Origin of the sequence: Microcystis aeruginosa NIES-2549 (genome assembly GCF_000981785.2) — a bacterium.
In the GTDB taxonomy this organism is placed as follows: Bacteria; Cyanobacteriota; Cyanobacteriia; order Cyanobacteriales; family Microcystaceae; genus Microcystis; species Microcystis aeruginosa_C.
Genome location: NZ_CP011304.1, coordinates 2,020,387 through 2,034,409 on the forward strand (window position 1 = coordinate 2,020,387; position 14,023 = coordinate 2,034,409).

The window sequence follows — 14,023 nt, forward strand, 5'->3', positions numbered from 1 at the left end:
TGTTGATTATTTTATCCCCCTCCGACAATAGTAACAATTTCTAATTGATCCCCCTCCTTGATTTCCGTGTTTTCCCAATACTGACGATGGAGGATTTCCCCGTTATATTCCACTGCAACTAACCGAGGATTCATGCCCAAATTTTCTAGCATTTGCGGTAGTTTAGTTGCGGGTAAACAGGTTTGAGTTTTGCCGTTGATTTGCAAGGTTATTTCTGACATGGATTTCGATATCAACGAATCAAGTTAATCGGAGTATTCAGGAGACAGGAGACAGTATTCAGGAGACAGTATTCAGGAGACAGGAGACAGCTTTTTTCTCCCCACACCCCACACCCTACACCCCCCTCCCCACACCCTACTTTAATTGGGTTAATAATTGTTGTGTCACCACATCGGGGTGCTGCGCTTCCATGATGGCCCGGACTACAGCCACCCGTTGCGCTCCTGCCTCTAAAACCTCTTTAATGTTACTACTATCAATACCACCGATCGCAAACCAGGGTAAAGGGCAATTTTCCCGCGCATAACGGACATATTCCAATCCTGCGGGAGTTTTTCCCGCCTTGGTGGGGGTGGCATAAACTGGACCGACTCCCACATAATCGGCCTTTTCTTGGATTGCTTTGGCCATCTCTTGGGGATTAGTGGTGGACCGGCCGATAATTGCCGTCGGGCCGAGAAATTGCCGCGCTAGGGAAATCGGTACATCCTGTTGGCCGAGGTGAACACCATCAGCATGAATGGCCTGAGCAATATCGACGCGATCGTTCATAATAAATAAAGCATCGTAACGGTGGCATAATTGGCAGAGTTTAGCGGCTTCTTCTAAACGAATGGTATCAGCGGCGGTTTTATGGCGGTACTGCACCAATTTTAAACCTCCTTTTAGGGCTAATTCGACGATTTCTAGCAGATTTTCGGCAGGAGAAGTGACTAGATAGAGGGGAGATGCTTTCAGTTTTTCCAGAGGTGGAGAAATTAATAGTTTACTCTCTAGCTGATAAACCCGATAGCGCAGCTGTTTACAGGCTATGCCTAGCTCTAGATCATAGAGTTTACCGTATTCTTCTAAAACCCTAAAAGCCTCCTGTACGCGAGCGAGATTGGCCTGCAGCAGTCCCTCGACAGTCTCCCGGATTTCTTCCCTGGGATGGCTTAAATCCCTGCCGATATCGCCGGCTGTGTCCCGATGTAGTTTAAGATCGATCGAGTGCCAACTAGCTAATTGATGGCGCATTTCTTTACATTCTTGGGCTAAATCGGGATTATCTAAGCCAAAACGACACCATTCTTCGATAATTCGCAGTCCTTCTCTAGCGCGGTCAAGGTTAGCATCGATAATCCGTTTAATCGCCGTGGTTTCTAGTTTCATTTGCCGTCAATGGGGAGTGATTATAGCCGTCAGCCGTCAGCTAAAATATTACTATTCTTGGCCCTTGTTCGGGGAACAGTAGAAGCAGCATCAGACAGCTAAAAAGAGGGGTAAGAAACCGATGCCAAGAATAATTTTAAGCCGCACGGACATTCTTGAGCGCCCCTAGGTATTCTAGCAATTGCTGATGAGCCGGGTTATGTAGTGGGTAGAGACGATTGTAACAGATGGTGACGAGGGCTTGCAGATCGTCCACTAAATCCTCAGCTGCAATGGATTCATGGGGTTGATTGAGGAGAATGACTTGGATTTTAAAGAGACTGCACAAACCCAAAATAAAATCATGAGAAAAGCGACTAACAGTTTCCGCATGGGTTAAAACTAGAGATTTCACCTCACCGCGACAAATCATCTCCACTAGACGCATAAAATTAGGGCGATTGTAGCTGACTCCATCGCCGATATCGATGAGAATTTCAAAGGGTTGACCCTGCTGATGACAAAAATATTCTAAAGCTTTTATCTGGGCGTCTAATTGTGGTTTTTGTTCAGGTCGATTAACACGAGCATAGCCAATAATAGATGGGTTTGCTTGGCCTGATTGTAAGAGGTCTTGTCGTCGAAATCGGCGATGACCGCCGGGGGTACGAATTGAGGAAATTTTCCCCTGTTGTTCCCAGCGCCGGAGGGTTTTAACGCTAACTCCCAGCAAATCGGAAGCTTCTCGAATAGTGATGAGGGTATTCATATCTATAACTCGGTTTTAAATTAAAGAAATTTATCGGGTGAGAATTGTCCAACTTGAGATAGTCAGTTGTCCACTTTCATACTTTGATCATCTCTCATTGGTGATTGTAGATGAGTTAGGAAAATTAATAATATTCCTTGAGATAGATATATTAAACTGGATTTTTTGTCTTTCTCAAATTTGAGTTTGTCACAGGACTGCAATGGGGACATTTTTATAGGTATAAAAAGACGTTGCTCTAGGCGCAAATGCAATTCGTCGCCGTTTCCTCCCGCTAGGGAGTTGATGGCCGTCGAACTCCAGTTTGAAGGCTCAAAACTATTCAGTTTTATATATTTTTTTTCTCTCTTGATTGAATTTTGTAATCACTGGAGATATTTTTAAAAAGTATAGCTTATTTATTTGTACAAATTTCACCAAAAAGCTTGGGTATATTTGTCCATTTTTGGGTAATTTTGTTTAACAAAAACTGCCATAAATTGGACAAATTATATACAAAATTTTCCCAAAAAACTTCCCAAAAAACAAGTTTTTTGGGAAAAAATTTCGTTATATTGCTGTTAAGCCAAATAAAAAGTTATCAGCGAGCTTAACGCTTGTCTAAATTTTTTTGATGGCTATAGTACACATAATCAACAATGAATAATTCAGTTATAATGACAACAAACAAATTAACCAAAATCCTTTCCGGTGTGGCCACCCTCGGTATCGCCACCGCTATGGCCACCCCCGCTCAAGCTAGTACTTTTCCCGTTCCACTTGTAGGTGGCAATGGTTTTGTCAATGCTACTATTGCTTTTGGCGGACTCTCGATCGGCGCAACGGTATATGATTCTGTTAAGCTTGGCGACCAATTGTTCTCCGATTTCAGTTTCGGTGGCGATGTTGGTGTAGGCGATACACTGAGATTCATTCTCAATCAAGATGTTTGGACTGTAAATTTTCGTGAAGAAAATAGCTTGGGTGTTGCCAATGGTACATTGGAATACAAAGTCAAGATTGTCGCTATTTCAACCCCCCCCCTAGTTTTCGATACGATTAGATTCGATACAGATATATCTGGACCGGGTGGAAGCACAAATTATCTCGCTACCAAGGAGGTTTTCACACTAGGTGGTACTCCGCTTATCACCCTAACTTCCACAAACGGCTCTGAGGCCTTTGGCAGTATTCTGTCTTTCAATGCTAGTCCCATCAAAGTGGTCGATACCTTCACAAGTGGTGACAATGGTAAATCTCTATTACAATCTTCCACTAACAGCTTCACTCAAGACCTAGACCCCCCTAGTTCTATCCCCGAACCGGGTACTATCCTCGGACTTCTCACCGTTGGTGGTTTAGGATTGGTTTCCCGCTTCAAGAAACAAAAATAACAGTTACCAATGTCTTGCACACATTGATAACTGTGACGTTGAACAAGAACAGCTAAAGGTTAGATGCCCTGGGGGGATTTCTAGCTTTTAGCTTTTCCCTTTAGTATTAATTCTAACCCAAGCCAAGACCTGATTTTTGTTTTTAATCAACAGGTCGTTAGAGGGTTTTGGGGTTTTCTACCAATTCTCGCGCCTAAAAACTGGACATCAGACTAAATCCAGTTATTAAAGACTGATTATTTATTCCTCCTTTTGCCTTTTGCCTTTTGCCTAAAACCCATAACTTTTGTACCTCAGCAGACTGAAAAACGCTATATATAACTCGGTTTTAAATTAAAGAAATTTATTGGGGCAGAATTGTCCCAATTGAGACAGTAGGATAATTAATAATACTCCTTTAGATAGAGGTATTAAACAGGATTTTTTGTATTTTTAAAACCTGAGTTTGTCCCAGGGTCGCACGGGTGACATTTTTATAGGAGCAAAAGGACGTTACTGTATTGCCCTCGAACTCGAGTTTTGAGGTTCAAAACCATGAAGTTTTATATATTGTCTCTCTCTTGATTAAATTTTGTAATGACTGGAGAATTTTTCTAAAACTATAGCTTATATATCTGTCCAACTTTGACCAAAAAGCTTGGGTATATTTGTTAACTTTTGGGTAGTTATGTTTAAGAAAAACTCCTATAAATTGGACGAAAAAATAGATAAAAATTGCCAAAAAAAGTTTTATAAAACACTTGACTTTTTTTGAAAATTTTCGCTATAGTTCTGTCAAGTCAAATAAAAAGTTATCAGCAAGCTTAACCCTTGCCTAACTTCTTTTGATGGCTATAGGACACACAATTAACGCTGGATAATTCAGTTATGATGACAACCAACAAATTAACCAAAACCTTTGCTTCTGGCTCTCTAGCGATCGGCATCGCTACCCTTTCCTCTGTTGCCGGTTCTCTACTCGTTGCTCCCTCTGCCCAAGCAGTTCAAGTATTCTGCAACACGGGCGGTTCGTGGACGGTAGGAGACAAGACGATCTCCGATATCCTGTGCGATGGTTTTACCACCCCAGATAGCTTCCTCAGATTCGCCCAGTCTGGCCTTACTTACGATTTTGGTGGTCTGTTCGACCCCCTTGAAAACACAGCAGGAAGTGTTTCCTATAAGCTCCAAATCAACGGTCCTAAGGAATTCGCAGGTGTGGAATTAGATAGCGATTGTGACGATCTGCTGGGTGGTGCTTGCAACGTAAATAAAAAAGTATGGGGCGATGCTCTAAATGGTACAAACCTTCTTGCCGACCTGTATTCATTCAACGGTGAAGAAGACTTCGGCTCCCTTTCAGGACAAACTATCTATGTTCTCGATTCATGGACTCCCACCGATTCAGCTGCACTTTCTGGTATCGAAAACGCCTACACCCAAACCGTCCCCGAACCGGGTACTATCCTCGGACTTTTGGCAGTGGGTGGTTTAGGATTGGTTTCCCGCTTCAAGAAGCAAAAATAACAGTTACCAATGTCTTGCACACATTGATAACTGTGACGTTGAACAAGAACAGCTAAAGGTTGGATGCCCTGGGGGGATTTCTAGCTTTTAGCTTTCCCTTAAGTATTGATTTTAACGCAGGTCTTGACCTGATTTTTGTGTTTAATCAACAGGTCGTTTGCTCCCCCCTGCCCCCCTTGAAAAAGGGGACTTCTGGGGCCAAATCTTCATCTTTCCAGAAAATTAGAGTATAGATATTTTTTTCCTTTTTCCTTTTTTCTTTTAACTTTATCCCTTAAATCATCGCCCATGTTCTCTATCTACATCCTTACCCATAACGAAGAAATCGATATCGCCGCCTGTATTGAATCGGCACAACTATCTGATGATATTATTGTGGTGGATTCCTTTAGTAACGATCGCACTGTGGAGATTGCCCAACGTTATCCCGTCCGGGTTATCCAACACACTTTTGAAAGTCACGGAGAACAACGCAGCTGGATGTTACGTTCTATTCTCACTAAACACGAATGGGTGTATATTTTAGAGGCTGATGAACGGATGACCCCGCAGTTATTCCGAGAATGTTTACAGGCAATAAAATCCCCGGATAATGTGGGTTATTACGCGGCCGAAAGGGTGATGTTTATGGGGAGATGGATTCGTCACAGTACCCAGTATCCCCGCTATCAATTGCGTTTATTGAAAAAAGGACAGGTCTGGTTTTCCGATTATGGTCACACGGAAAGAGAAGTTTGTCTAGGAGCAACCGGTTTTCTGCAAGAAACCTATCCCCATTACACCTGTAGTAAAGGTTTAAGTCGCTGGATAGAAAAACACAATCGTTATTCTAGCGATGAAGCAAAAGAAACTCTCTCTCAATTAGAAAATGGTGCGGTGAAATGGTGGGATTTATTCTTTGGTGATAACGAAGTGGCCAGAAGACGCGCTTTAAAAGATTTATCCCTGCGTTTACCCTGTCGTCCCCTCTTGCGTTGGTTGTATATGTACTTTATTTTAGGGGGAATCCGGGACGGAAAAGCCGGTTTTGCTTGGTGTACTTTACAGGCTTTTTATGAGTATTTAATTCTTTTGAAAGCTGAAGAAATCAAAACCGAGAATTTTACCGTTAATGATCAGATTATCATTGAATCGGAACCAGCGATCGAGGTGACATCCGATTGTTGTTAATTAAGTGGTCGGACAGAAATTTTCTTGTCTATCTTAAGAAATGTAAACTTTCCTCACTCACCGTTGATGTAATTCTCTGCGGCCATTTAGGGGAATTCCTCAAGGCTATATAATTAAGCTTTGGGCAATTTGTCCCACCATAATTCTTGACCGCGAAAAACTGATGTCCTCTTTACTCTCCGCTATTCCCCTCGACGCGATCGCTTATAATTCCCAGGGTTTAGTACCAGCGATCGCTCAAGACTATCTTGATGCTACAGTGTTAATGATGGCCTGGATGAATCGGGAATCCCTCGAAAAAACCCTCACCACCGGGGAAGCGTGGTATTGGAGTCGTTCTCGTCAAGAATTATGGCACAAAGGAGCCACCTCGGGCCATATCCAAAAGGTGCGTCAAATTCGCTACGATTGCGATAGTGATGCTATCCTGCTGACTATTGAGCAAATCGGTGATATTGCCTGTCATACCGGCGAAAGAAGCTGTTTTCATCAAGTAAATTGGCAAAAATCACCGCCAGCGGCCGACACCCTCTCGGAATTGTTTAAGGTAATTTGCGATCGCAGAGACGATCCTCATCCGGAATCCTACACCTGTAAACTTTTGGCCGGGGGAGATAACAAAATTCTCAAGAAAATCGGCGAAGAATCGGCAGAAGTGGTCATGGCCTGCAAAGATAATGATGGCGATGCTATTGCTGCAGAAGTGGCCGATCTTTTTTATCATACCCTCGTCGCCCTCGCCTATCATCAAGTCCCCCTGCGAGATGTCTATAAAAAACTGCAAGACCGGCGCCGGTAATCAGTTATCAGTTATCAGTTATCAGTTATCAGTTATCAGTTATCAGTTTTAAGTGGGTGGGTGGAATTAAATATAAGATGAACGTAGGTTGGGTTGAAGCATGAAACCCAACGCCCGATTATGTTACGCTACCGCTAACCCATCCTACAAATAATTGTGCCTCCCTACTTAAGTGTTAAGTTTCCGATTCCTGAATACCGTCTCCTGATTCCTGAATACTGTCTCCTGACTCCTGAATACTGTCTCCTGAATACTGTCTCCTGTCTCCTGACTCCTGACTCCTGAATACTGTCTCCTGATTCCTACTTTATATTTGTGGTTTACGACTTAGTAATTATTGGTGCCACTCCTGCGGGGATAGAAGCGGCTTTGTTGGCTGTTCACCTCAAAAAAAGGGTGGCTTTAGTGCAACAGCCTTCTAGGGACAATTTAGAGGCATCTGAGGACGTTTTTAGCAAGGGGTACAGCCAAATTATCCATCTCTATAAACTGCTGAATCATTGGCAAGAAACGGCCATTTATCCCCAATGGCAACGGTTGCGGCAATGGTTAGAGGAAGTGGATAAAACTATTAATAAAAATCATTCTTTGGCAAGATTAGCCACGGAAGGAATAGATGTGATCCCGGGTGGGGGGGAATTTGTCCGGCTGCCCCATTTGGGATTCGTGGTTAACGGTCGGCAATTGTTGGCTAAACACTATCTTATCGCCCCAGGTTTTTATCCACAAGTACCGAAAATTTTCGGCTTAGATGAAGTTAATTATTTTACCGCTCAAACCCTTTGGCAAGAGCCAAATTTAGATAAGTTGGGACAACATTTAGGGATTATTGGCAACAGCAGCATGGCTGTGAGTTTAGCGCAAATTCTCCGACGTTTGGGGAAAGAAATTAGCTTAATTATCGAGGATAGTTATCTACTGCCGGATATTGATCGGGAAATTTCCCATTTAGTTACTGTCATTTTAGAAGCGGAAGGAATTAAGATTTTACCCGGTTATTGTCCTAGTCAAGTGAAAGCGATCGAGGGTCAAAAATGGTTACAATTAGGCAATCGTGTGATCGAAGTTGATGATCTGATTTTTGCTGGTAATTATCAAGTGGATGAACAGGGATTAAATTTGGCTGGGGTGGGAGTTAAACTAGAACAAGGACTAATCAGGGTTAATCAGCAACTACAAACCGATAATTCCCGCATTTATGCCCTAAATTTGCTCAGAAATAATTATCCCGATCCTACTTTAAATCATCGGGCCGCTTTTGGGTTAGTCAAGCATCTGCTCACGGGAGAAAAATTTAACTTTAATCCCGATCAAATTCCCTCATTTATTGCTTTTGATCCGGCTATTGCTTGGGTGGGTTTAACTGGAAAAGCGGCCCAGGAGAGCTATGGTAAGGAGGTAAAGATGATCAACTATCCCATCAAAAATATGGTCTCACAGCAAATCTGGGGAGAAACCACGGGATTTTGTCAGTTAATCTACCGACAAGATGGTAAAATACTGGGAGCGCAAATAGTCGGTAATCAAGCAGCAGAAATGATCAGTATCATCGGTTTAGCTTTACAAGAAAATCTAACCATACAATCCCTCAATAAAAATATTTATACTTGGGGAAGTATGGGAGAGATTATCGGAGAAATGACGCAATTAATCCCCCAGAAAAAATCTTGGTTAACTTGGCTAAAAAAATTATTCAGATAATTAGATTGAAAAAGAAGATTAAATTATGAAACCGAAGTTTATTGTCTTTGAAGGTATTGACGGATCGGGAACAAGTACCCAAGCAAAACTCCTACAAGAATATTTTTTCAAGCGCGGGGAAAAAGCAGTTTTAAGTCCGGAACCTTCCGAGGGAGTCATCGGTCGTTTGATTCGAGAAATCATGCAAACTAATCTTATTTCTATCCAAGATCAAAATCAATTTGACCGACAAATGGCTTATCTGTTTGCAGCCGATCGCCATTATCACTTATATAATGATCAGGATGGCGTTTTTAAACTTATTCACCAAGAACAAACCCACGTTATCACTACGCGTTATTATTTTTCTTCCCTGGCCTACAATGGCAATAATCCCGAAGAATTGGCTTTTATTCGGCAGTTAAATCAACATTTTCCCAATCCCGATTTAGTCATTTATATCGATGTTCTTCCCGATATTTCTCTGGCAAGAATTAAAAACCGAGCCATCACAGAAGTGTACGAAAAACAAGAAAAGTTAATGAAAGTTCGTCAGATGTTTCTCCAGATATTTAAAGAATATAAAGATAATTGTTTACAACTGGATGGCAATGATACAATAGAACACCTTCACCAAAATATTATTAATTATCTTGACCGATTAATTTAAATCCATGCTCAGTATAGAAACCACCCCTAAATTCATCTACCAACCCCACTATAAACCCAATCAATTAATCTGCGGTCACGGCCAAACGGCAATTATCACAGGATGGACAGTAAAACAGTCCCTTGCTAAACATTTAAATCCCGACCAATACGCAGTAATTGGCAATCTTTATAGTCCCACCAGAGGAATTAATCCCCTGCTGAGAAACTTAATAGCAAATCCCCACGTTAGATATTTAGTTATTCTCAACGCGACTAAGGAAGATAAAAACTCCGGTAGCTGTCAATGTTTACTAGACTTTTTTAGTCAAGGATTCCAGCTAGGAAAAAGTGACACAGGTAGAGAATGTTGGCTAATTAATTCTTCTATCACGGGATACATTGACAAAGAAATTGACCGAGAAACCCTTGAAAAATTACGTCAATCGATTCAATATCAACCAGTTAAATCCATTCAAGAAGCGATTGAAACTGTCAAAAATTATGCAGAACAATCTCCCTTACCAACTTGGGGAGAACCCTTAATCTTTCCTCTCTTAGAAAATCTTCCTTCTCTGCTACCTGGGACAAGATACGGTCATCGTATTGAAGGAAAAACTATTGCCGAAACTTGGGTAAAAATTCTCCAAAAGATTAAAACCACCGGCACAATTAGACCCACAGGATATGATGGTAAATGGCAAGAATTAATTGACCTAATGGCCGTTGTCACCGATGAACCCCCAGACTTTTATTTTCCTGAACCTAATTATTTGCCTATAGATAGAGCTTTTCTCACGGAATATATCGGACAAATTCTCGATGATTCCCCTATACACCAAGGAGTTAAATACACCTATGGTCAAAGATTGCGCTCTTGGTTTGGCCGGGACCAAATTGCACAGGTTATCAATAAATTAATCTCAGAAATTGATGCAGCTAGTGCAGTCATGTCCCTCTGGGATGTGAAAGACCACGAAAAGGGAGGTAGTCCCTGTTTAAATCATATTTGGGTGCGAGTGGTGGAAAATGAATTATCTCTCACCGCAATATTTAGAAGTAATGATATGTTTGCCGCTTGGCCGGCAAATGCCATGGGATTGCGTGCTTTACAGCAACATATTAGAGATGAGATTAGCAAGCGCTCCGACTACAATTTATCCATGGGTCCATTAATTACTATCAGTCAATCGGCCCATATATACGATGATACTTGGGAAAATGTCGAACGATTAATCGCCACCCAGTACGATAAAATTGTCAATCAGCGCGATTTCTTTGACCCTAGTGGTAACTTTTTGATTTCTGTGGAAAAAGAACAAATTCTTGTCCAACAAACTACCCCCGGCAGCGGGGAAGTTGTCGCTTGTTATCAAAGCAAAAATCCCCTGAAATTAATCCGCGAGATTGCCGCTACCAATCCCGCAATTATTCCCGAACATATCGGTTATCTGGGAATCGAGTTACAAAAGGCATACAATTGTCTCAAAAATAATCAGCTTTATATTCAAGACCAGTAGATAAGTGGGAAGTAGGAAGTGGGAGCATCTCAATAATATTATTGTAGGGGCGAATTGCATTCGCCCTCTTTTAATAACTTCTGCTGCTCACCATAAGTGAGAGAAAATCACAAATACAAGATGCACCCAATCAGTGAACTGAAAACTCAAATCTGATAACTGATAACTGATAACTGATAACTGATAACTGATTACTGGTCCTTGTTTGCCGAACCAGCGCCGCGATATTTGAGAGATGAGGAGCGAATTGGGTTGGCCACCGTGGGATTATTGGTGATTTTAACCTCCGCACCGCGATATTTACCCCCTCGCTCCTTGACAGGAGCTTCGGCGACTGTTGGCTCCATATAGGTGGCCCCACGATACTTTTTCTCGCCGGCGGTTTCCGGAGTGGGGACGGGGACATTCTTCTGCTCTTCTCGTCCTTGCCATAAAAAGGTGACGACAATCACAACTGTCAAGAGAATTAATAGCTGAATCTGCCAAGGAGCTAAAACCAGACTCAACACTAAACTGATTACCGTGGCGGCACTGGCGAGATAAGCGATCTCATCGCTGGACTTCTGCCAGAAATAGGCAGCCAAGGCAGCGGTGAACAGTGGTAACAAAAACAAATAGGACATTCTGGGTACACCTTGTCACGCTAGTGAACCAATCTCTCTATTATTACCTCCCTTGCTTCGATCGGCGAAAAATATTAACTCAGCTTATAGCTCATATAAGTTTTATTTTGTCAATTCTTCTTTACAATTCGTAAAAATATTGTTACATTTATTTACATGAACTAAAAGTTAAAGCAAAACAGCCAAGACAGCAAGCCAGTTAAGATTGTTTCGGGGAGTATCGGACAGAATATGATTCCTTGAGTCCGAGACAACGGTAAAAAACTTGGCCTACTAGCTTAAAAAAGTTTTCGGGGTTTGGGTTTACCCCATTGACAGATTTGCTTGAGTTCTCCTACATAACTTAGCGCTACCTCGGCTGGACACCGAGGTTTTTTATTTAGTTACAACGTTTTCGACTAAGTAAAACGTAGGCTCTCTTCTTCTTTGTGTGATAAGTTTAGATTATCTAGAAGCGATCAATCTTTGTGTCCTTTGTGTCTTTGTGGTTCGTTCCAGTTGGTCTCGCGTAGCGAGCGCGTTGCGACCGCCAGCAGGAATGTACCCTATAATACATTTTACCCACCAAACCCAAGAGAGCCAAACGTAGATAAATTAATTGAGATTACCTACTTAATTAAAAATTAACTTCATTTTGATGCACGGAATCCAAATAAAACTTGATTACATCTTCTGATGTACCCTGACATTGCAACTGGCCTTTATTCAGCCAAATTGCTTGGTCACAGGACTCTTGAATTAAAGTCAAATCGTGGGAAACTACTAAAATAGTAGCGTTAGAATTCCAGAATTTTTTTAAACGTCGTTTACACTTATTTTTAAAACTTTCATCCCCGACGGAAAGGACTTCATCAAGAATAAGAATATCGGGGTGAACCTCTGTGGCGATCGCAAATCCTAAACGAGCCACCATCCCAGAAGAAAGAGATTTCACCGGCGCTCCCATATATTCTTCTAACTCAGCAAAGTCAAGAATATCTTTGGTTTTTTCCTTCATTTCCTGACGAGAAAATCCCAGCATTACCCCATAGAGAATAATATTATCTTTTACCGGTAAATCTGGATCAAAACCCGCTCCTAATTCAATTAGAGAGGCAATTTGTCCCCTGACTCTCACCTGTCCCTTTGTCGGTTCTAGAATACCACAAATGACTTTTAAAAGAGTAGATTTTCCCGCGCCATTAGCTCCAATGATACCTAATTTTGCTCCAGAATTAATGACTAAATCTATATCATCTAGAACTAATTTTTTGGCAGGTTGACGATATTTACCTTCAAGAAGAGAGAAGATTGTCCTTTTTAGATCATAGGAGAATTCTTCTTGAGTACGTCTTTCGAGAGACACTTGATCGAGTCGAATTACTTCTGTCATTTATAATAAATCCATAAATAAATGTCGCCAGAGTCGGAAGCAAGTCCAACCAATTCCTAAGATGATAATCCCCCCAAGTAGAGATTGAAAAATCAAACCAAAATCTGGCAATCCCGGGGAAAGGGACAATTGACGAATACTTTCGATTACCGGTAATAATGGGTTTAATAGCAGGAATGGTTTTACGGAAGGAGGAATAATTTCTGGAGGATAGAAAATCGGGCTGCTAATCCAAGCGACAAAACAAACAATTTCGTAAAAATAGGGTAAGTCTCTGAAGAAAACGTAGAGGGTACTGACAAAAAAACCCACTCCCGTGCAAACCAGAGAAAGACCGATCACAGGAAAAATCAGAGCAATTACATTAATTAAACTTTGAGACTTCCAAAGAGTTACTATGACCAAAAGGGGAAAGATACTAATAGCAAATTGAAAAATATTTGCCACTACCATGGAAACGGGAAAAATGCTAACTGGCAGACGAATTTTATTTAAAATACTGCCATTACCAACGATACTAGGTAAGGCTTGGTTAGTGGAAGCATTAAAAAAATTTATTACTACTAAACCAGTGAAAGCCGCTAGGACATAGTTAACTATAGAATTATCAAAATAAGAGGCGAAAACCGTGCCGAAAATTGCCGTGTATAGTGCAGTCATAATCACGGGATTTAACAAAGACCAGTAAACCCCCAGAAAAGAACCCCGATAGCGTCCCTTGAGATTACGTTCCACTAAAACACTAAGCAATTCGTAATATCGCCGCGCTGTTGACCATCTAGTTTTTGCTTGGAGATCGGTCATAGGGATAATTGTCATCTCGTCAGTATTCAGTGCTTTATTCTAAACGATTAACGTCAATTTTGTCTATCGATCGAGGGGGGACTCTAGTTTTTATCCAGTCCCCGACGACTCTCCCTCTCGGGAAAAAGTTCCCCCACTAGGCCATTTATCCGGCTCAAAAAGCTTAAAAAACGCTAAAAGCCTCTTTTTTTAGGGTTGAATTCGGTTTTTAGGGACAGCCTCAGCTAATTGACCTAGACTCTAGCAGGTTTGCCAATAAAATAGACACCAGATAAAAGTCAAGAAATGCCGATTTAAACAGAGCTAATCTCAGAAAAACTGGAGTCAAAAACCGATAACTGAACAACTTCCTAACAGCTAAGTAGGTAGGTGTTAAAAGTTGTCAGACACCCCCCTTATCAAGGGG

13 protein-coding genes are annotated in these 14,023 nt (G+C 41.5%); 7 read left to right on the forward strand and 6 right to left on the reverse strand.

Annotated elements, in window-relative coordinates:
• Window positions 1-11 precede the first annotated feature (11 nt).
• The 3 genes from thiS to myaer_RS09940 all read right to left on the reverse strand — a co-directional run bounded on the left by thiS (window position 12) and on the right by myaer_RS09940 (window position 2,122).
• Window positions 12-221: a sulfur carrier protein ThiS gene (thiS, locus tag myaer_RS09930; RefSeq protein WP_002743890.1), complete on the reverse strand. Its 210-nt coding sequence runs from the start codon at window positions 219-221 to the stop codon at window positions 12-14.
• Window positions 222-357: 136 nt separating this feature from the next.
• Window positions 358-1,374 (reverse strand): thiamine phosphate synthase, encoded by a 1,017-nt coding sequence (locus tag myaer_RS09935; protein WP_046661975.1) that lies wholly within the window; start codon window positions 1,372-1,374, stop codon window positions 358-360.
• A gap of 136 nt (window positions 1,375-1,510) precedes the next feature.
• Window positions 1,511-2,122, reverse strand: coding sequence for an IS607 family transposase (locus myaer_RS09940; RefSeq protein WP_046661976.1), 612 nt, complete (start codon window positions 2,120-2,122; stop codon window positions 1,511-1,513).
• 656 nt (window positions 2,123-2,778) lie between these two features.
• On the opposite strand from myaer_RS09940, the gene myaer_RS21995 reads away from it, so the two are divergent.
• The 7 genes from myaer_RS21995 (at window position 2,779) to myaer_RS09975 (ending at window position 10,818) form a co-directional block, all read left to right on the forward strand.
• Window positions 2,779-3,495: a PEP-CTERM sorting domain-containing protein gene (locus myaer_RS21995; RefSeq protein ID WP_235614837.1), complete on the forward strand. Its 717-nt coding sequence runs from the start codon at window positions 2,779-2,781 to the stop codon at window positions 3,493-3,495.
• Between the two features lie 867 nt (window positions 3,496-4,362).
• Entirely contained in the window at window positions 4,363-5,001 is a 639-nt protein-coding gene (locus tag myaer_RS09950) for a PEP-CTERM sorting domain-containing protein (RefSeq protein ID WP_052734175.1), read from the forward strand.
• 288 nt (window positions 5,002-5,289) lie between these two features.
• Entirely contained in the window at window positions 5,290-6,171 is an 882-nt protein-coding gene (locus myaer_RS09955; RefSeq protein WP_046661977.1) for a glycosyltransferase family 2 protein, read from the forward strand.
• Between the two features lie 163 nt (window positions 6,172-6,334).
• Window positions 6,335-6,970 (forward strand): bifunctional phosphoribosyl-AMP cyclohydrolase/phosphoribosyl-ATP diphosphatase HisIE, encoded by a 636-nt coding sequence (gene hisIE / locus myaer_RS09960; protein ID WP_002751320.1) that lies wholly within the window; start codon window positions 6,335-6,337, stop codon window positions 6,968-6,970.
• 315 nt (window positions 6,971-7,285) lie between these two features.
• On the forward strand, window positions 7,286-8,671 hold the full coding sequence (locus myaer_RS09965) for a dihydrolipoyl dehydrogenase family protein (protein ID WP_046661978.1): 1,386 nt from the start codon (window positions 7,286-7,288) through the stop codon (window positions 8,669-8,671).
• 25 nt (window positions 8,672-8,696) lie between these two features.
• A complete protein-coding gene (tmk, locus tag myaer_RS09970) occupies window positions 8,697-9,320 on the forward strand; it encodes a dTMP kinase (RefSeq protein WP_046661979.1) in 624 nt (207 codons plus the stop codon).
• 4 nt (window positions 9,321-9,324) lie between these two features.
• A complete protein-coding gene (locus myaer_RS09975; RefSeq protein WP_046661980.1) occupies window positions 9,325-10,818 on the forward strand; it encodes a thymidylate synthase in 1,494 nt (497 codons plus the stop codon).
• 191 nt (window positions 10,819-11,009) lie between these two features.
• Here the strand turns inward: myaer_RS09975 and myaer_RS09980 are convergent, their stop codons facing one another.
• The 3 genes from myaer_RS09980 to myaer_RS09995 all read right to left on the reverse strand — a co-directional run bounded on the left by myaer_RS09980 (window position 11,010) and on the right by myaer_RS09995 (window position 13,617).
• Window positions 11,010-11,441: a DUF4278 domain-containing protein gene (locus myaer_RS09980; RefSeq protein ID WP_004163613.1), complete on the reverse strand. Its 432-nt coding sequence runs from the start codon at window positions 11,439-11,441 to the stop codon at window positions 11,010-11,012.
• 616 nt (window positions 11,442-12,057) lie between these two features.
• Window positions 12,058-12,813, reverse strand: a complete 756-nt coding sequence (locus myaer_RS09990) for an ABC transporter ATP-binding protein (protein ID WP_002781161.1) — start codon at window positions 12,811-12,813, stop codon at window positions 12,058-12,060.
• Window positions 12,814-13,617 carry an ABC transporter permease gene (locus myaer_RS09995; RefSeq protein ID WP_174236442.1) on the reverse strand — a complete coding sequence of 268 codons (804 nt, stop codon included), beginning with the start codon at window positions 13,615-13,617 and terminating at the stop codon, window positions 12,814-12,816.
• Window positions 13,618-14,023: the final 406 nt, after the last annotated feature.

What these genes read in the sequence shown, in the direction of transcription:
- thiS (WP_002743890.1), bottom strand. Translation starts at nt 221, where the DNA reads ATGTCAGAAATAACCTTGCAAATCAACGGCAAAACTCAAACCTGTTTA.
- myaer_RS09975 (WP_046661980.1), top strand. Translation starts at nt 9,325, where the DNA reads ATGCTCAGTATAGAAACCACCCCTAAATTCATCTACCAACCCCACTAT.
- myaer_RS21995 (WP_235614837.1), top strand. Translation starts at nt 2,779, where the DNA reads ATGACAACAAACAAATTAACCAAAATCCTTTCCGGTGTGGCCACCCTC.
- hisIE (WP_002751320.1), top strand. Translation starts at nt 6,335, where the DNA reads ATGTCCTCTTTACTCTCCGCTATTCCCCTCGACGCGATCGCTTATAAT.
- myaer_RS09935 (WP_046661975.1), bottom strand. Translation starts at nt 1,374, where the DNA reads ATGAAACTAGAAACCACGGCGATTAAACGGATTATCGATGCTAACCTT.
- tmk (WP_046661979.1), top strand. Translation starts at nt 8,697, where the DNA reads ATGAAACCGAAGTTTATTGTCTTTGAAGGTATTGACGGATCGGGAACA.
- myaer_RS09990 (WP_002781161.1), bottom strand. Translation starts at nt 12,813, where the DNA reads ATGACAGAAGTAATTCGACTCGATCAAGTGTCTCTCGAAAGACGTACT.
- myaer_RS09955 (WP_046661977.1), top strand. Translation starts at nt 5,290, where the DNA reads ATGTTCTCTATCTACATCCTTACCCATAACGAAGAAATCGATATCGCC.
- myaer_RS09980 (WP_004163613.1), bottom strand. Translation starts at nt 11,441, where the DNA reads ATGTCCTATTTGTTTTTGTTACCACTGTTCACCGCTGCCTTGGCTGCC.
- myaer_RS09995 (WP_174236442.1), bottom strand. Translation starts at nt 13,617, where the DNA reads ATGACCGATCTCCAAGCAAAAACTAGATGGTCAACAGCGCGGCGATAT.
- myaer_RS09950 (WP_052734175.1), top strand. Translation starts at nt 4,363, where the DNA reads ATGATGACAACCAACAAATTAACCAAAACCTTTGCTTCTGGCTCTCTA.
- myaer_RS09940 (WP_046661976.1), bottom strand. Translation starts at nt 2,122, where the DNA reads ATGAATACCCTCATCACTATTCGAGAAGCTTCCGATTTGCTGGGAGTT.